The sequence below is a fragment of the Pseudomonas fluorescens genome (assembly GCF_000802965.1).
In the GTDB taxonomy this organism is placed as follows: Bacteria; Pseudomonadota; Gammaproteobacteria; order Pseudomonadales; family Pseudomonadaceae; genus Aquipseudomonas; species Aquipseudomonas fluorescens_A.
Window position 1 is genome coordinate 209640 of sequence record NZ_JSAK01000010.1, and the last position, 17996, is coordinate 227635.

The window sequence follows — 17996 nt, forward strand, 5'->3', positions numbered from 1 at the left end:
GATGGCGATTTCAAGGACGACATCGCCAGCAAGCCGGCTCCTACAGGGGCGATGTCGTTTAGAACGAATCGCCTGGCACGCGAACGTAACCTTCCATCAACACCCGCGCACTGCGGCTCATGATGGCTTTGTTCACGGTCCATTCACCATTGACCAGGCTGGCTTGCGCGCCAACGCGCAAGGTGCCGGACGGATGCCCGAAGCGCACCGCGTTGCGTTCGACGCCGCCCGCAGCGAGGTTCACCAGGGTGCCGGAAATCGCCGCCGCCGTGCCGATGGCCACCGCCGCGGTGCCCATCATCGCGTGGTGCAGCTTGCCCATGGACAACGCGCGCACCAGCAGATCGACATCAGCCGCTGCAACCGCTTTGCCGCTCGATGACACGTAATCCGCAGGCTTGGCCACGAACGCCACTTTCGGCGTGTGCTGACGCTTGGCTGCTTCGTCGACATTCGAAATCAGGCCCATGCGCAGTGCACCATAAACGCGGATGGTTTCGAACATCAGCAAGGCTTTCGGATCACCGTTGATCGCGCCTTGCAGTTCGGTGCCCTTGTAGCCAATGTCTTCGGCATTGACGAAAATCGTCGGAATGCCGGCGTTGATCATGGTCGCCTTGAAGGTGCCGACGCCGGGCACTTCAAGGTCATCGATCAGGTTGCCGGTAGGGAACATCGACCCGCCACCGCCCTCTTCTTCCGCTGCCGGATCGAGGAATTCGACCTGCACTTCGGCGGCCGGGAAGGTCACGCCGTCCAGTTCGAAATCGCCGGTTTCCTGCACTTCGCCGTTGGTGATCGGCACGTGGGCGATGATGGTCTTGCCGATGTTGGCTTGCCACACGCGCACCACGGCCACGCCGTTGTGCGGGATGCGGCTGGCGTCCACCAAACCGTTGCTGATGGCGAACGAACCGACCGCCGCCGTCAGGTTGCCGCAGTTGCCGCTCCAGTCGACGAATGGCTTGTCGATGGAGACCTGACCGAACAGGTAATCGACGTCGTGATCGGCCTTGATGCTTTTCGACAGGATCACGGTTTTGCTGGTGCTGGACGTCGCGCCGCCCATGCCGTCGATTTGCTTGTCGTACGGGTCCGGGCTGCCGATCACGCGCAACAGCAAAGCGTCGCGGGCCGGGCCGGGAATCTGTGCGGCTTCAGGCAAGTCTTTCAGGCTGAAAAACACGCCTTTGCTGGTACCGCCGCGCATGTAAGTCGCGGGAATTTTGATTTGCGGTGCATGAGCCATGGTGCTCGTTACTCCTGATCTGAAAGCAGACACGGGACTTGAAGTCCCGTGTCTGTACTGCGTGTGTTAAACGGCTACCGCCGACTCTTCGAGGAAGTCCTGGGCGAAGCGTTGCAACACGCCGCCGGCCTCGTAGATCGATACTTCTTCAGCGGTGTCGAGGCGGCAGGTCACCGGCACATCGACGCGCTCGCCGTTCTTGCGATGGATCACCAGCGTCAGCTCGGCGCGTGGCGTGCGATCGCCGATCACGTCGTAGGTCTCGCTGCCGTCGATGGCCAAGGTGTGACGGTTGGTGCCCGGTTTGAACTCCAGCGGCAACACGCCCATGCCCACCAGGTTGGTGCGGTGAATGCGCTCGAAACCTTCAGCGGCAATCGCTTCCACACCGGCCAGACGCACGCCTTTGGCCGCCCAGTCGCGGGACGAACCCTGACCGTAGTCGGCACCGGCGATGATGATCAGCGGCTGCTTGCGATCCATGTAGGTTTCGATGGCTTCCCACATGCGCATTACTTGGCCTTCCGGCTCGACGCGGGCCAGCGAACCCTGTTTGACCTTGCCGTTTTCCAGAACCATTTCGTTGAACAGTTTCGGGTTGGCGAAGGTTGCGCGCTGCGCGGTCAGGTGGTCACCACGGTGGGTCGCGTAAGAGTTGAAGTCCTCTTCCGGAAGGCCCATTTTCGCCAGGTATTCACCGGCGGCGCTGTCCAGCATGATCGCGTTGGACGGCGACAAGTGGTCAGTGGTGATGTTGTCCGGCAGCACCGCCAGCGGGCGCATGCCCTTGAGCGGACGCGCGCCGGCCAGTGCGCCTTCCCAGTACGGCGGACGGCGGATGTAAGTGCTCATTTCGCGCCAGTCGTACAGCGGCGCGACTTTCGGGCCGGTGTCTTCGTGGATGGCGAACATCGGAATGTAGACCTGACGGAACTGTTCAGGCTTCACCGAAGCTTTCACCACGGCGTCGATTTCTTCGTCGCTCGGCCAGATGTCTTTCAGGCGGATTTCCTTGCCGTCGACCATGCCCAGCACATCTTTTTCGATGTCGAAACGGATGGTGCCGGCAATCGCATACGCAACCACCAATGGCGGCGAAGCAAGGAACGCTTGTTTGGCGTATGGGTGAATCCGGCCGTCGAAGTTACGGTTGCCGGACAACACGGCCGTGGCGTACAGGTCGCGGTCGATGATCTCTTGCTGGATCACCGGATCCAGTGCGCCAGACATGCCGTTGCAAGTGGTGCAAGCGAACGCCACGACGCCGAAACCGAGCTGTTCCAGCTCATCGGTCAGGCCGGCTTCGTCGAGGTACAGGGCGACGGTTTTCGAGCCCGGTGCCAGGGACGATTTGACCCACGGTTTGCGGGTCAGACCGAGCTTGTTGGCGTTGCGCGCCAGCAGGCCGGCAGCGATCACGTTGCGCGGGTTGCTGGTGTTGGTGCAGCTGGTGATGGCGGCGATGATCACCGCACCGTCGGGCATTTGGCCCGGCACATCGTCCCACTGACCGGAGATGCCTTTGGCCGCCAGATCCGACACCGCCACACGGGCGTGCGGGTTGCTCGGGCCAGCCATGTTGCGTACTACCGAGGACAGATCGAAAGTCAGGCCGCGCTCGTATTGCGCGCCTTTCAGACTGTCGGCCCACAAACCTGTGGTCTTGGCGTAGTTCTCTACCAACTGCACTTGCTCGTCTTCACGGCCGGTGAGCTTGAGGTAGTCGATGGTCTGCTGGTCGATATAGAACATCGCCGCGGTAGCGCCGTATTCCGGGGCCATATTGGAGATGGTTGCGCGGTCGCCGAGGGTCAGCGCTGCGGCGCCTTCACCGAAGAATTCCAGCCATGCGCCAACAACCTTTTGCTTACGCAGGAACTCGGTCAGCGCCAGCACCATGTCGGTGGCGGTGATGCCCGGTTGCAGCTTGCCGGTCAGTTCGACGCCGACGCTTTCCGGCAGACGCATCCACGATGCGCGACCGAGCATCACGCTCTCCGCTTCCAGGCCACCAACGCCGATGGCGATCACGCCCAGCGCATCGACGTGCGGGGTGTGGCTGTCGGTGCCGACGCAAGTATCAGGGAAGGCCACGCCGTCACGCACCTGGATCACCGGAGACATTTTCTCCAGGTTGATCTGGTGCATGATGCCGTTGCCCGGCGGGATCACGTCGACGTTCTTGAACGCCTTCTTGGTCCAGTTGATGAAGTGGAAACGGTCTTCGTTGCGACGGTCTTCGATGGCGCGGTTCTTCTCGAACGCCTCCGGATCGAAACCACCACGCTCGACGGCCAGGGAGTGGTCGACGATCAACTGGGTCGGCACTACCGGGTTGACTTGCGCCGGGTCACCGCCTTGCAGGGCGATGGCGTCACGCAGGCCGGCGAGGTCGACCAGTGCGGTCTGGCCGAGAATGTCGTGGCACACCACGCGGGCCGGGAACCACGGGAAATCGAGGTCGCGCTTGCGCTCGATGAATTGCTTCAGGGATTCGGTGAGCGTGGCCGGGTCGCAGCGACGCACAAGGTTTTCCGCCAGTACGCGAGAGGTGTAAGGCAGGGTGTCGTAGGCGCCAGGCTGAATGGCTTCGACAGCCGCGCGGACGTCGAAGTAATCCAGTTTGCTGCCTGGCAGCGATTTGCGAAATTCTGTGTTCATCGTCGGGACTCGGTCACGGTAGTTACAAAAGGTGGGGCCTGGCACGGTCCTGAAGTTCACACAATCCACTGTAGGAGCGAGCCTGCTCGCGATGACTGAGTCATTTCCGACATTGATGTCGATTGACCCACCGCTATCGCGAGCAGGCTCGCTCCTACAGGGATCTGCGATTTTTTCAGATCCCTGCGCAAGCGCCCTCCTCGGTCAGCGTTGTTCGATTGGCACGAACTTGCGCTGTTCGACGCCGGTGTATTCGGCGCTCGGGCGGATGATGCGGTTGTTGGCGCGTTGTTCGTACACGTGGGCGGCCCAGCCGGTCAGGCGCGAGCAGACGAAGATCGGTGTGAACAACTTGGTCGGGATGCCCATGAAGTGGTACGCCGAGGCATGGTAGAAGTCGGCGTTCGGGAACAGTTTCTTCTGCTCCCACATGGTCTTGTCGATGGCTTCGGAAACCGGGAACAACACCTTGTCGCCCACTTCGTCAGCGAGTTTTTTCGACCAGCCCTTGATCACTTCATTGCGCGGATCGTTGTCCTTATAGATCGCGTGGCCGAAGCCCATGATCTTGTCCTTGCGTTCCAGCATGCCGAGGGTGCCTTTGATCGCATCTTCCGGCGACGAGAAACGCTCGATCATTTCCATCGCCGCTTCGTTGGCGCCGCCGTGCAGCGGACCGCGCAGCGAGCCGATGGCGGCGGTGATGCAGGAATACAGATCGGACAGGGTCGACGCGCAAACACGAGCGGTGAAAGTCGACGCGTTGAACTCGTGCTCTGCGTACAGAATCAGCGAAACGTTCATCACCTTGACGTGCAACTCGCTTGGCTTCTTGCCGTGCAGCAGGTGCAGGAAGTGGCCGCCGATGGACTGCTCGTCGCTCACGCACTCGATGCGCTTGCCTTCGTGGCTGAAGCGATACCAGTAAGTCATGATCGCCGGGAATGCAGCCAGCAGGCGGTCGGTCTTGTCGTGCTGCTCGGAGAAGTCTGCTTCTGGTTCCAGGTTGCCCAGGAACGAGCAGCCGGTACGCATCACGTCCATCGGGTGGGCGTCGGCGGGAATGCGTTCCAGCACTTCTTTCAGGGCTTGTGGCAGGTCACGCAGCTTGCTCAGTTTGGTGATGTAGGCGTTCAGTTGCGCCTTGCTCGGCAGTTCGCCGTACAGCAACAGGTAGGCAACTTCTTCGAACTGAGCGTCAGCCGCCAGTTCACGAACGTCATAACCACGATAGGTCAGACCGGCGCCCGACTGGCCCACGGTGGACAGTGCGGTTTGCCCGGCTACCTGGCCACGGAGCCCGGCGCCACTGAGTACTTTTGCTTCGGCCATTTGCTGTCTCCAATCTTGAATTTGTTAGGGAAACTTGTAGGAGCGAGCCTGCTCGCGATGGTGGACGCTACACCTCGGCGCATCAGGGACACCGCGTTATCGTTGACGTCCATCGCGAGCAGGCTCGCTCCTACAGGGGGTTCATTACTTCTTCGCAGCAAACAACGCATCGAGCTTCTGCTCGAAGGTGTGGTAGTCGATGCGATCGTAAAGCTCCATGCGAGTCTGCATGGTGTCGATGACATTCGCCTGCGTGCCATCGCGACGCAGCGCGGTGTAGACGTTTTCCGCCGCCTTGTTCATGGCGCGGAAAGCCGACAGCGGGTACAGCACCAGCGATACATCGGCACCGGCCAGTTGCTCGGTGGTGTACAGCGGCGTCGCGCCGAATTCGGTGATGTTGGCCAGGATCGGCGCTTTCACGCGGCTGGCGAACAGCTTGTACATGTCCAGTTCAGTGATGGCTTCCGGGAAGATCATGTCGGCGCCAGCCTCGATGCACGCAGCGGCGCGATCCAGTGCAGACTCCAGACCTTCCACTGCCAGGGCGTCGGTACGCGCCATGATCACGAAGCTGTCATCGGTACGCGCATCGACGGCAGCCTTGATGCGGTCGACCATTTCCTGCTGGGTCACGATCTCTTTATTAGGACGGTGACCGCAGCGCTTGGCACCCACCTGGTCTTCGATGTGAATCGCCGCCGCGCCGAACTTGATCATCGACTTCACGGTACGGGCCACGTTGAAGGCCGAAGAACCGAAACCGGTGTCCACGTCCACCAGCAGCGGCAGGTCGCAGACGTCAGTGATACGGCGCACGTCGGTCAGCACGTCATCCAGGCCGGTGATGCCCAGGTCCGGCAGGCCGAGGGAGCCAGCAGCCACCCCGCCACCGGACAGGTAGATCGCCTTGAAACCGGCGCGCTTGGCCAGCAGCGCGTGGTTGGCGTTGATCGCGCCGACCACTTGCAATGGATGCTCGCTGGCGACCGCATCGCGGAAACGCTGGCCTGGAGTGCTCTTGTTCAAACTCATGACTCACCTCGTTTGGCTGTCGGGTTGGCGCCGTCCTGGTAGTGACGGGCGATATTGCGTTTGGAAGCGCCGATGTGGCGGCGCATCAACAACTCGGCCAGTTCACCGTCACGGTCGGCGATGGCATCGAGAATTCGGTGGTGCTCGGCGAACGCCTGGTGGGGGCGGTTGGGCGTGCTGGAAAACTTCATCCGGTACATGCGCACCAGTTGATACAGCTCGCCGCAGAGCATTTGGGTCAGCGTGCGATTGCCGCTGCCCTGGATGATTCGGTAATGGAAGTCGAAATCGCCTTCCTGCTGGTAATAGCCTCGGCCGGCCTGGAAGGCCTCATCGCGCTCGTGGGTTTCGAGGACGCGGCGCAGTTCGTCGATTTCTTCGACGCTCATGCGCTCGGCAGCCAGACGACAGGCCATGCCTTCAAGGGATTCGCGGATTTCGTAGAGCTCGATCAACTCGGCATGGTCGAGCGATACCACCCGCGCCCCGACGTGAGGCACGCGCACCAGCAGGCGCTGGCCTTCCAGGCGGTGGATGGCCTCGCGCAGCGGGCCACGGCTGATGCCGTAGGTGCGGGCCAGTTCCGGCTCGGAAATTTTGCTGCCGGGGGCGATATCACCCTTGACGATGGCCGCCTGAATGCGTCGAAAGACGTTCTCGGAAAGTGTTTCCGAGTCATCCTGAACGATGAGCGGGGGATCCAGTTGATCCAACATATTGTCGACACCTTGAAAGCTAGTGCGGCAAAAACTAACCAAAACAGGCGCATGAGTCAAAGGATAATTCGATATTGTCGACAATCGTCTAATAACCAGATTCTTTGTAGGAACCGGTTTGCTGGCGATGGCGCTGGGTCAGTCGATGGATTGGGCGGCTGGCCAGGCGCTAACGCCAGCAAGCCGGCTCCTACGAAGACAATGCGACCTCATGGGTGCCTCATAGCGGCGGGCCAGCGCTGGCGCCATAAAACCACCGTGCTAGAATGCCGCCCGCATTTGTTGTCACATCTGCACGGCTTGTCATAAATAGCTGATAGGCCTACGAGGGAGCTTGCGCAGCGATGCCAGGGCCTTGAACCGAAATACGCACCGCTGCGCACCAGGATTTATGAGACTCAAGCCCTTCCCCACACTCCTTTCATTTCTTTGCCTGCCCGTTTTTGCAGTGGCGGGGGAAAAGACCGTGTACGGCCTCAATGAGTACGCATCGCTGGGCGGCATCGACCTGGAAGTGGCCGCCAAACTCGATACCGGCGCCAAGACCGCATCCCTGAGCGCCCGCGACATCAAACGATTCAAACGTAACGGCGAGTCCTGGGTGCGCTTCTACCTGGCCATCGACGCCGCCCATTCGCACCCGATCGAACGACCGCTGGCCCGCGTCAGCAAGATCAAGCGCCGGGCCGGCGACTACGATCCGGAAGAAGGCAAAAAGTACACCGCCCGTCCGGTGATCGAACTCGATATCTGCATGGGCTCGGCTTTACGCAGCATCGAAGTGAACCTGACCGACCGAAGCGCGTTCCAATATCCGCTTTTGATCGGCTCCGAAGCGCTCAAGCGCTTTGATGCGCTGGTCGACCCCAGTCTTAAATACGCTGCCGGCAAACCCGCCTGCGCCACCGACGCTCATACCGCAGAGTAATTCCAATGCGCTCTCTTACCCTTCATCTGAAAATGCTGATCGCCATCCTGGTGGTGCTGGGCATTTCAGTTACGGCCTATCAGATTTTCGTGCTGGGCATTCCCGTGACCGAGGACGCCACCGACGACTTGTGGAACATCGACGCCAAGGTCGAGTTCGTCGCCAGTGCCAAAGACCCGGTCAAGATCCAGATGTTCGTGCCACCGCTGAGCCGCGACTACGTCAGCCTCAACGAAAGCTTCATTTCCAACAATTACGGCGTAGCGGTGAACCGGGTCGACGGCAACCGCAAGGTCACCTGGTCGGCACGTCGGGCCAAAGGCAACCAGACGCTTTATTACCGCTTGGTGTTGACCAAGCGTTACAGCGCGGAAAAAGCCAAGGTCAAAGGCCCGACCTTCCGTGACAGCATCGCCATCGAAGGCCCGGAAAAAATCGCCGCCGAAGCTTTGCTCGCGCCGATCCGCCAGCATTCGGCTGACGTCGAGACCTTCATTGGCGAAGCCATCAAACGTGTCAACAATCTCAACGATGACAACGTGAAACTGCTGCTGGCGGGCGATCCGTCCACCGTGCAGAAGGCTCGGATTGTCGAACTGGTGCTGGCCATCGCCCACGTGCCGGTGGAAAAAGTCCACACCATCCGCCTGGTGGCCGATCAGCCGCAAACCCCGGAACTCTGGCTGCGCAGCTTCAACGGCACCGACTGGCTGTACTTCAACCCGGAAACCGGCGAGCAGGGCCTGCCGACCGACCGCTTGCTGTGGTGGACCGGTGATGAAAACCTGATCACCGTCGATGGCGGCAAGAAAGCCACTGTCACTTTCAGCATGAACAACAGCGAAATGAACGCCATTCGCCTGGCCAAGCTGACCGACGAAAACACCGACGCCAACTTCCTCGAATACTCGCTGTACGGCTTGCCGCTGCAAACCCAGCAGACCTTCATGATCATGGTGATGATCCCGATTGGCGTGCTGGTGATTCTGGTCCTGCGCAACCTGATCGGCCTGCAAACCCTCGGTACCTTTACCCCGGTACTGATCGCCCTGGCCTTCCGCGAAACCCAGCTCGGCTTCGGCATCGTGTTGTTTACGATCATTACGGCATTGGGGCTGTCGCTGCGTTCCTACCTGGAACACTTGAAGTTGCAAATGTTGCCGAGGTTGTCGGTGGTGCTGACCTTCGTGGTGGTATTGATCGCGGCCATCAGCCTGTTCAGCCACAAACTCGGTCTGGAGCGCGGGTTGTCGGTGGCGCTGTTCCCGATGGTGATCCTGACCATGACCATCGAACGCCTGTCGATCACTTGGGAAGAGCGCGGCGCCAGCCACGCCATGAAAGTGGCGATTGGTACGCTGTTCGCCGCGTCCCTGGCACACCTGATCATGAGCGTGCCGGAACTGGTGTACTTCGTGTTTACCTTCCCTGCGGTCCTGCTGATTCTGGTGGGTTTCATGCTGGCGATGGGTCGTTATCGCGGCTACCGCCTGACCGAACTGGTGCGCTTCAAGGCTTTCCTGAAAAAGGCTGACGCTTGATGTTCGGCTTCTGGAAGACCTGGAAGGCCCTGGAAGCCCGGGGCATCATGGGCATCAATCGGCGCAACGCAGACTACGTGCTCAAGTACAACAAACGCAGCCTGTACCCGATCGTCGATGACAAAATCCTCACCAAGGAGCGCGCCATCGCCGCCGGCATTCATGTGCCGGAACTGTATGGCGTGATTTCCACCGAGAAAGAAATCGACAAGCTCGACGAGATCATCGGCGGGCGCAACGACTTCGTGATCAAGCCGGCTCAGGGCGCGGGGGGCGACGGCATCATCGTCGTGGCCGACCGCTTCGAGGGACGCTATCGCACGGTGTCCGGCAAAATCATCGCCCACGAAGAGATCGAACATCATATTTCCAGCATCCTCACCGGCCTGTACTCGCTCGGCGGCCACCGCGACCGCGCGCTGATCGAATATCGCGTGATCCCGGACCAGATCTTCAAGAGCATCAGCTACGAAGGCGTGCCGGACATCCGCATCATCGTGCTCATGGGCTACCCGGTGATGGCGATGTTGCGCTTGCCGACGCGCCAGTCCGGCGGCAAGGCCAACCTGCACCAGGGCGCCATCGGCGTCGGTGTCGACCTCGCCACCGGCCTGACCCTGCGCGGCACCTGGCTGAACAACATCATCACCAAACACCCGGACACCACCAACGCGGTGGATGGCGTGCAACTGCCCTACTGGGACGGTTTCATGAAACTCGCCGCCGGTTGCTACGAGCTGTGCGGCCTGGGTTACATCGGTGTCGACATGGTGCTGGACCAGGAAAAAGGTCCGCTGATTCTGGAGCTCAATGCCCGGCCGGGGTTGAATATCCAGATTGCCAATGATTGCGGCCTGACGTTGCGCACCCATGCCGTCGAGGCGCGGCTGGAAGAGCTGAAGGCACGCGGCGTGAGCGAAACCGTCGAAGAGCGTGTGGCGTTTGTGCAGGAGATGTTCGGGCATATTCCGCCGGTTGAGGGTTGATCCGAGACCGAGGCGCTGCCATCGCTGGCAAGCCAGCTCCCACAGGGTTTGCACCATTATTGTGGGAGCTGGCTTGCCAGCGATGGCGGCCTCACAGCCACCACAGCCCTCAACCTGCCAATCCCCGACATCCCCTCTAGGACCAAATCCCGCAGAGGACTACAATCGCCACCCCGCCTCGATGGCTGATCCAACCCGCCCATGCTGACCTGTTCCGTACACCCGCTGCCCTACCGCGCCAACCCCGCCGAATTCTTCGCGGCCATTCGTCATGCCCCTGGCGCCGTGCTGCTCGACAGCGGCCGCCCCAGCGCCGAGCGCGGGCGCTTTGACCTGCTCAGCGCCTGGCCACTGGAACAACTGACGGTTGCGTCTGACGAAAGTGGTGACGATTTCCTGCAACGCCTTCGCGACAACCTGACACGACTCGGCGAAGCGACGGTTCCTTTTGACCTGCCGTTTGCGGGCGGTTTGATCGGCTACCTGAGCTACGACTTCGGTCGTCATCTGGAAAACCTGCCGAGCCAGGCGCAGGACGACCTGCAGTTGCCGGATGCGCGTTTCGGTTTGTACGACTGGGCGCTGATCAGCGATCACCACCAGGCCACCAGCCAATTGGTGTTTCACCCGACGCTGATCGACAGCGAGCGTCAGCGCCTGATCCAATTGTTCAGCCAGCCAGCGCTGGAATCGGCCGAGCCTTTCAAACTGCAAGCGCTAATGGCGGCTGACCTGAGCGCTGACGAGTATCGCCAGGCGATCGAGCGTATTCAGCAATACATACAGGCCGGTGACTGCTATCAGGTCAACTTCGCCCAGCGTTTCCGCGCCGAGTGCCAAGGTGATCCGTGGACTGCGTACATGGCATTGCGGGCCGCATGCCCAACTCCGTTTTCCGGGTTCCAGACTTTGCCCGATGGCGGCGCGGTCCTGAGCTTGTCGCCGGAGCGCTTCGTCAAAATCAGCGATCGTCATGTGGAAACCCGCCCGATAAAAGGCACCCGCCCGCGTGGCCTGAGCGCTGCCGAAGATGCTGCGAACGCCGCCGAACTGCTGGCCAGTCCCAAGGATCGTGCGGAAAACCTGATGATCGTCGATCTGCTGCGCAACGATCTAGGTCGCACCTGCCGCACCGGTTCGGTCCGGGTTCCGGAACTGTTCAGTCTGGAAAGCTACCCGAACGTCCATCACCTGGTGAGCAGCGTGACCGGCGAACTGGCGGATGGCCGTGATGCGCTGGACCTGATCGCCGGCAGCTTTCCGGGCGGTTCGATTACCGGCGCACCGAAGATTCGCGCGATGCAAATCATCGATGAACTGGAGCCGACGCGACGCGGGTTGTATTGCGGTTCGTTGTTGTATCTGGACGTGCGCGGCGAGATGGACAGCTCCATCGCCATTCGCAGCTTGCTGGTCAAGGATGGGCAGGTGTGTTGCTGGGGTGGCGGCGGGATCGTTGCCGATTCCGAGTGGCAGTCGGAGTATCAGGAATCGATCACCAAGGTGAAGGTGCTGCTCGATACCCTGCAAAACCTCTAAAAGCATCGCCAGCAAGCCGGCTCCTACGGTATTGCGACGATCCTGTAGGAGCTGCCGAAGGCTGCGATCTTTTGATTTTGATTTTTAAGATCAAAAGATCGCAGCCTCGTTTCACTCGACAGCTCCTACAGGGGACCGGGTTTACAAGGTCAGGGCGCGGTTGGAAGCCTTGATAAATTCCTGCTTCAGCTCTTCAAAGGTGTGCACCGCCGGGAATTGCGGGAATTCGCGGATCACGTTATCCGGCGCGTGGAACAGAATCCCCGCATCCGCTTCGCCCAGCATCGTGGTGTCGTTGTAGGAATCACCCGCCGCTATCACTCGGTAGTAGAGACTCTTGAACGCCAATACTGACTGACGCTTGGGATCTTTCTGACGCAATTGATAGCTCGTCACTCGCCCGGCATCGTCGGTAATCAGACGATGGCAAAGCAAGGTCGGGAAGCCCAACTGGCGCATCAGCGGCTGGGAGAACTCGTAGAAGGTGTCCGACAGAATCACCACCTGGAAACGCTCACGCAGCCAGTTGACGAACTCGATAGCGCCGTCCAGCGGCTTGAGCGTGGCGATCACTTCCTGGATATCGGCGAGTTTGAGGCCATGCTCGTCGAGGATCCGCAGGCGCTGCTTCATCAGTACGTCATAGTCGGGAATGTCCCGGGTGGTGGCCCTGAGGGATTCGATCCCGGTTTTTTCGGCGAAGGCGATCCAGATTTCCGGGACCAGTACACCTTCAAGATCCAGACAGGCAATTTCCACAAGACACTCCCATTGGTATTGTTTATTGAGTCGAGCGAGCCCGAACTCTAGCGACTCCTCCCCCACCGCGCAACGCATCGAACGCCCCGGCCAGCGCAGCTTTTTGTTACCATCGGCCCCATATAGAGCGCCCAGCGCCACCGACCTGTAGGAAGCCGCCCTGATGAGCCCAACGTTCGACGTCGTGGAACTCGCCACGACCTATGCCAACAAATCCGCCCAGGACATTCTCAAACTCGCCTTCGCCGAGTTCGGCGATGACCTATGGATCTCTTTCAGCGGCGCCGAGGATGTGGTGCTGGTGGACATGGCCTGGAAGCTGAACAAGAACGTCAAAGTGTTCAGCCTCGACACCGGCCGTCTGCATCCCGAGACCTATCGCTTCATCGATCAGGTGCGCGAGCACTACAAGATCGACATCGAACTGGTGTCGCCGGACTACACCAAGCTCGAACCGTTCGTGAAGGAAAAAGGCCTGTTCAGTTTCTACAAGGATGGTCACGGCGAATGCTGCGGCATCCGCAAGATCGAGCCGCTGCGCCGCAAACTGTCGGGTGTGAAGGCCTGGGCTACCGGCCAGCGCCGCGACCAGAGCCCGGGCACCCGCAGCGCCGTCGCGGTGATGGAAATCGATACCGCGTTCTCCACCCCGGAACGCACACTGTACAAATTCAACCCGCTGGCGCAAATGACCAGCGAAGAGATCTGGGGCTACATCCGCATGCTGGAGCTGCCGTACAACAGCCTGCACGAGCGCGGCTTCATCAGCATCGGCTGCGAACCGTGCACCCGCCCGGTCCTGCCGAACCAGCACGAGCGTGAAGGTCGCTGGTGGTGGGAAGAAGCGACGCAGAAAGAATGCGGACTGCATGCGGGGAATATCATCAGCAAGTCCAAAGCCTGACCCCACGCCTGGCGATATCTCCCTGTAGGAGCCGGCTTGCCGGCTCCTACAGGGGATTTGTGAACGACGCAGATCCAGTGTGGGAGCTAGCCTGCTAGCGATGGCAACACCACGGTCTCAAACCATGCTCAAACCGCACTGAACCTCTGCCCCAACCCCCGCTCCGCAAATTGCTCAATAATGAAATCGACAAACGCCCGGGTCTTCCCCGGTAACAGTTTGTGCTCGGCGTAATAGATAGAAATGTTGCCGTCATCGACATACCAATCCGGCAACACCCGCTGCAACGTCCCTGCCTCCAGATAGCCCACGGCGAACGGCATGCTCACCAGCGCTATACCCAAACCCTGCGCCGCCGTGGCACAAGCCGCTTCCGAATCACTCATGGTCATCCGCGCCTTTAGCGTTAACGGACTGTGTTGCTGAGTGCGACTGGTCAACTGCCAGGAACGCACGCGACCGGTCTGCGGTGAACGAATGAGGATGCCATCGTGAGGCTTGAGATCGTCGGGCTCGACGATCTTCTCATGCGCCGCCAGGTAATCGGCGGAGGCCACCAGCACGCGATGCGCCGGAGTCAGTTTGCGCGCTACCACGCCTTGGGGCAGTTCGAATCCGCCACCTATTGCCGCATCGAACCCCTGGCCGATCAGGTCGACCTGACGGTTGTCGAAATGCCAGTCCGGACTGATCGCAGGAAAGCGCCGCAAAAACTCACCGAGCAATGGCACCACATACAAACGACCGAACACGGTACCCATGCTGACTTTCAACGTTCCTGCCGGGCGCCCCTCGGCGCTGGCCAGATTGGCCACGGCATTCTGGATCGTGTGCAGACTGGCACTGACCTCACTGAGAAACAGTTGCCCGGCCTCCGTGAGCGTCAGGCTGCGAGTACTGCGCTGAAACAGCCGTACACCCAGCCGCGCTTCAAGCTTGGCCACACTTTTACCCACCGCCGCCGGGGTCAGGCTCAAGCGCCGCGCGGCTTCGGCGAAGCTGCCGACCTCGGCACTGCGCACGAAGCATTCGATACTGCTGAAGGTTTCCATAAGCGCCACTATAAACTTTTGGTTTACACAGACTATCGCAATTACCGGCTACACAGCGTGTAATCCTGATTCGATACTAGGCTCCATCAACCGGGACATCTCGCCTCGGGACTTTGGAGATCGATATGACTACTCAAAACCTCAGCGGCAAAGTGGCTTTGATTCAGGGCGGCTCCCGCGGCATCGGCGCCGCCATCGTCAAACGCCTGGCTGCTGAAGGCGCGACGGTCGCCTTTACTTACGTCAGCTCAACGGCGAAGGCTGAAGAATTGCAAAACAGCATCATCGGCAATGGCGGAAAAGCCCTGGCCATCAAGGCTGACAGCGCCGACGCGGAAGCCATCCGCAGTGCCGTGAATGCGACGGTAGAAGCCTTTGGCCAACTGGATATCCTGGTCAACAACGCCGGCGTGCTGGCCGTCGCGCCGCTGGAAGATTTCAAACTCGAAGATTTCGACCAGACCCTGGCGATCAACGTACGCAGTGTGTTCATCGCTACCCAGGCTGCCGCCAAACACATGACCGAAGGCGGTCGCATCATTAACATCGGCAGTACCAACGCCGATCGCATGCCCTTCGCCGGTGGTGGCCCGTATGCCATGAGCAAGTCGGCACTGGTTGGCCTGACCAAGGGCCTGGCCCGCGATCTCGGACCGAAAGGCATCACCATCAACAACGTGCAACCGGGACCGGTCGACACCGACATGAACCCGGCCCACGGCGATTTCGCCGACAGCCTGATTCCGTTGATGGCGGTCGGACGTTATGGCAAGGCTGACGAGATCGCCAGTTTCGTCGCCTACCTTGTCAGTCCGGAGGCCGGCTACATCACTGGCGCAAGTTTGACCATCGACGGTGGTTTCGGCGCCTGATGGGTTAAACACCTTCCAACTGTAGGAGCGAGCCTGCTCGCGATAGCGATAGTTCAGACGACATTAACGTTGCCTGATACACCGCCTTCGTCGAAACGCCGTCCGGAACCGGCTCGCTCCTACATGTCTTTCGTCACGACCATTCAAGCGCTGGCAAGCCACAGGCACTCGGTCTGAAGGCCTTCAACGTACGAAGAATCCCATCGGCATGTGCGTACTTTTCATCCGCCATCGCCGCATCCGGAATCGCAATCGCCTTCATCCCCGCCGCTTTCGCCGCCGTCACACCAAACGGCGAATCCTCGAACACCAGGCAATCCTCGGGCGCGACACCCAGACGCCGCGCTGCGGTCAGGAAGATATCCGGCGCCGGTTTGGCCGCACCGACTTCTGGGTCATCGGCAGTGACAATGATGTCGAACAGCGCGAACCAGTCCCGGTGCAAAGTGGTTTTCTGGCCGAACGACTGGCTAGAAGAACTGGTGCCTACCGCGATTGGAATGTTGTTGGCCTTCAGATGCCTTACCAGTTCCTGTGCTCCAGGCATTGCCTGTGCTGTAGGAAAACGCTCGCGCATCAAGGGCTCGCGGATCACTAGAAACTCTTCGGCGGTTATTGGCAGATCCAGCGCCTCGACCACGTATCGCGCCAGATCGCCCGCACCACGACCGATGATGTTCTGCTTGATGCTCCAGTCGAAGGTCCGCCCGTAACGCCCGGCAATCAGGGAGGTGACCTCGGTGTAAATGCCCTCGGTGTCCAGCAGCAAACCGTCCATATCAAAAATCACGGCCTTGATCGGGCCGAACTCTTCCAGCGCTGCATTCATCGCGTCTGATCCGTTGTTGATGACATCCCAGGCGGCTCAGCTGCAGCCGGATCCGTGATTGATTAAAGGGTTCAGCAGCATAGCGAGCGCGGTTGGCGTAGAGCAACGGACAATTCCAGCTGCGGGCCAATCATTTAGCGATTCGCCCTACATCAAACACCTCCTTTCCCGACTTCTTTCTTCCCTGATCCCTTGCAGAGTTCGCTCACTCTTCACCTGAGCGAAAGACTGCGAATGTTTCTACCTGACAAGCTGCTGGCCCTGAACAACACCATCGGCTTGCTGGTGGTTGCCGCCATGGATCCGGAACATCCGGACATTGAAGCGCTGCTCGATGATTTCCGCCTCAGCCATAACGACCACAAGGCCTGGGCGGAGAACTTCTGGACCGGTGGAGCACTGGCTGTCGAGCAAGTGTTCAAGGTCGGAAATAACGTACGTCTCACCGCGCCACAGAATTCAACTGAAGTCAGTTCCACCGTCACGACGTGCCCCGCCAGCGGCCCGCTGACCCTGGTGCATATGTTTGAAGCCGCGGGCTTCGTTCCGATTGGCAATACACCGGTGATGCTCGAGCCGCTGATATCAGAAGGCCCGGATGGACCGAAGTTTGGCGCACCGATTCACGAAACCATTGGCCCCAGTGGAATCCTCGAGATCCCCGATTGCTGGCGCGGCCAGCGCTACCGCATCACCTTCTTTCCCAACGTATCCACTGCTCACGTCAAGGCGCTTTACGATTCTTACCAAGGTGTCATCCGCGAGTTGGAGGGCTGGTTGCGCAATGAGTGGGCGACCGAGTTTCAGCCGCAGTGGGTCGAGTTTTCCGAAGCAGGTTTCAGCGAACGCTACGGCATGCTGCAACGAGCCGACTGGCAGGGTTTCGAGCATTCGCTGCATGGTTTGTGGGATGACATTAAGCAGCTCTACGCGCTGATCTCCGACATGCAGGCTAACAGCTCGAAACTCCTTGAATACGTGACTCAGGCCGAACTTGAGACGCTGCTGAACGCGTCCTCAGAGGCCATTGCCAATGTATTGCTGGTACTGAGTGATGAGCCGCTGGTGTTCATTCATCTGGCTGCTTTCACCAGTTGGCTCAGGATGTTGCCGCCGCAGTACATCGCCGAAGTCGTGGCGGAAATTCGTACGGAGTTGTTGATCAGTTTCCTGCTGGCGTGCCTGACCGGTCCTACAGGATTGAAGCTCGGGATGAGCGCCAAGGTGCTGAACAAGGTCAAGTCCGAGCGTGCCCGACGTTGGCTCGCAGCGATGGGTTTGCGACTGAGCGAGCTCACTGCCCGCTCTGATCTGACCGCTCATGCGGGCGTGCTCAAACCGTTGATGGTCAATGCTCGAAACGCGCCGGTGAGACCGACGCCTGCGGTGCCGCTGCAAATAAGCGTCGCGGGGTCGGCGGATGTACTCGTAAACAATCCGCTTGCCATTGCTCGTAACAAGTCGGAAGCCATGACCCGTCTGAGCCGACAGGAACATCGGGAAGATGCCCCGGCTCAGGGGAAAAATCCCAACGGCGACAGCGCCGATTCGGCGGATCGCACGACCACCCATGGCTGTCCCGTGTCGATGGTC

The 17996-nt window shown here is 60.0% G+C and carries 14 protein-coding genes and 1 pseudogene; 7 read left to right on the forward strand and 8 right to left on the reverse strand.

The window, feature by feature from the left end; translation table 11 throughout:
- Nucleotides 1-58: 58 nt before the first annotated feature.
- The 5 genes from prpF to NL64_RS10205 all read right to left on the reverse strand — a co-directional run bounded on the left by prpF (nucleotide 59) and on the right by NL64_RS10205 (nucleotide 6990).
- Entirely contained in the window at nucleotides 59-1249 is a 1191-nt protein-coding gene (gene prpF / locus NL64_RS10185; protein ID WP_034147990.1) for a 2-methylaconitate cis-trans isomerase PrpF, read from the reverse strand.
- 66 nt (nucleotides 1250-1315) lie between these two features.
- Complete coding sequence (gene acnD, locus NL64_RS10190; RefSeq protein ID WP_034147991.1) at nucleotides 1316-3910, reverse strand: Fe/S-dependent 2-methylisocitrate dehydratase AcnD; 2595 nt, start codon at nucleotides 3908-3910, stop codon at nucleotides 1316-1318.
- 204 nt (nucleotides 3911-4114) lie between these two features.
- Nucleotides 4115-5242 (reverse strand): bifunctional 2-methylcitrate synthase/citrate synthase, encoded by a 1128-nt coding sequence (gene prpC, locus NL64_RS10195; protein ID WP_034147992.1) that lies wholly within the window; start codon nucleotides 5240-5242, stop codon nucleotides 4115-4117.
- 144 nt (nucleotides 5243-5386) lie between these two features.
- Nucleotides 5387-6277, reverse strand: coding sequence for a methylisocitrate lyase (gene prpB / locus NL64_RS10200; protein ID WP_034147993.1), 891 nt, complete (start codon nucleotides 6275-6277; stop codon nucleotides 5387-5389).
- Nucleotides 6274-6990 (reverse strand): GntR family transcriptional regulator, encoded by a 717-nt coding sequence (locus NL64_RS10205; protein WP_172668661.1) that lies wholly within the window; start codon nucleotides 6988-6990, stop codon nucleotides 6274-6276. Before NL64_RS10205 ends, prpB begins: the two co-directional genes overlap by 4 nt.
- Nucleotides 6991-7384: 394 nt before the next feature.
- Between NL64_RS10205 and NL64_RS10210 the strand changes: the two genes are divergently transcribed.
- From NL64_RS10210 to pabB, 4 genes are all read left to right on the forward strand, one after another.
- Complete coding sequence (locus NL64_RS10210) at nucleotides 7385-7921, forward strand: ATP-dependent zinc protease family protein (RefSeq protein WP_034147995.1); 537 nt, start codon at nucleotides 7385-7387, stop codon at nucleotides 7919-7921.
- Nucleotides 7922-7926: 5 nt separating this feature from the next.
- Nucleotides 7927-9462, forward strand: a complete 1536-nt coding sequence (locus tag NL64_RS10215; RefSeq protein WP_034147996.1) for an inactive transglutaminase family protein — start codon at nucleotides 7927-7929, stop codon at nucleotides 9460-9462.
- The gene (locus NL64_RS10220) at nucleotides 9462-10448 is read left to right on the forward strand and encodes an alpha-L-glutamate ligase-like protein (protein ID WP_034147997.1); all 987 of its coding nucleotides are present in this window, start codon (nucleotides 9462-9464) and stop codon (nucleotides 10446-10448) included. The genes NL64_RS10215 and NL64_RS10220 overlap by 1 nt, the downstream gene beginning before the upstream one ends.
- Before the next feature lie 201 nt (nucleotides 10449-10649).
- Nucleotides 10650-11987 carry an aminodeoxychorismate synthase component I gene (gene pabB / locus NL64_RS10225; protein ID WP_034147998.1) on the forward strand — a complete coding sequence of 446 codons (1338 nt, stop codon included), beginning with the start codon at nucleotides 10650-10652 and terminating at the stop codon, nucleotides 11985-11987.
- Between the two features lie 141 nt (nucleotides 11988-12128).
- Here pabB and thrH read toward each other — a convergent pair whose 3' ends face one another.
- Nucleotides 12129-12746: a bifunctional phosphoserine phosphatase/homoserine phosphotransferase ThrH gene (gene thrH, locus NL64_RS10230; protein WP_034147999.1), complete on the reverse strand. Its 618-nt coding sequence runs from the start codon at nucleotides 12744-12746 to the stop codon at nucleotides 12129-12131.
- 163 nt (nucleotides 12747-12909) lie between these two features.
- Here thrH and NL64_RS10235 point away from each other — a divergent pair, with 163 nt between their 5' ends.
- Entirely contained in the window at nucleotides 12910-13650 is a 741-nt protein-coding gene (locus NL64_RS10235; protein WP_007971943.1) for a phosphoadenylyl-sulfate reductase, read from the forward strand.
- A gap of 128 nt (nucleotides 13651-13778) precedes the next feature.
- Here the strand turns inward: NL64_RS10235 and NL64_RS10240 are convergent, their stop codons facing one another.
- Nucleotides 13779-14702, reverse strand: a complete 924-nt coding sequence (locus NL64_RS10240; protein ID WP_034148000.1) for a LysR family transcriptional regulator — start codon at nucleotides 14700-14702, stop codon at nucleotides 13779-13781.
- A gap of 125 nt (nucleotides 14703-14827) precedes the next feature.
- Between NL64_RS10240 and NL64_RS10245 the strand changes: the two genes are divergently transcribed.
- Nucleotides 14828-15574 carry a 3-oxoacyl-ACP reductase family protein gene (locus NL64_RS10245; protein WP_034148001.1) on the forward strand — a complete coding sequence of 249 codons (747 nt, stop codon included), beginning with the start codon at nucleotides 14828-14830 and terminating at the stop codon, nucleotides 15572-15574.
- 133 nt (nucleotides 15575-15707) lie between these two features.
- On the opposite strand, the gene NL64_RS10250 is transcribed toward NL64_RS10245, so the two are convergent.
- Nucleotides 15708-16403, reverse strand: a complete 696-nt coding sequence (locus NL64_RS10250) for an HAD-IA family hydrolase (RefSeq protein WP_034148002.1) — start codon at nucleotides 16401-16403, stop codon at nucleotides 15708-15710.
- 234 nt (nucleotides 16404-16637) lie between these two features.
- On the opposite strand from NL64_RS10250, the pseudogene NL64_RS10255 reads away from it, so the two are divergent.
- Nucleotides 16638-17996: pseudogene (locus NL64_RS10255) on the forward strand (type IV secretion protein Rhs); the annotation flags it as partial.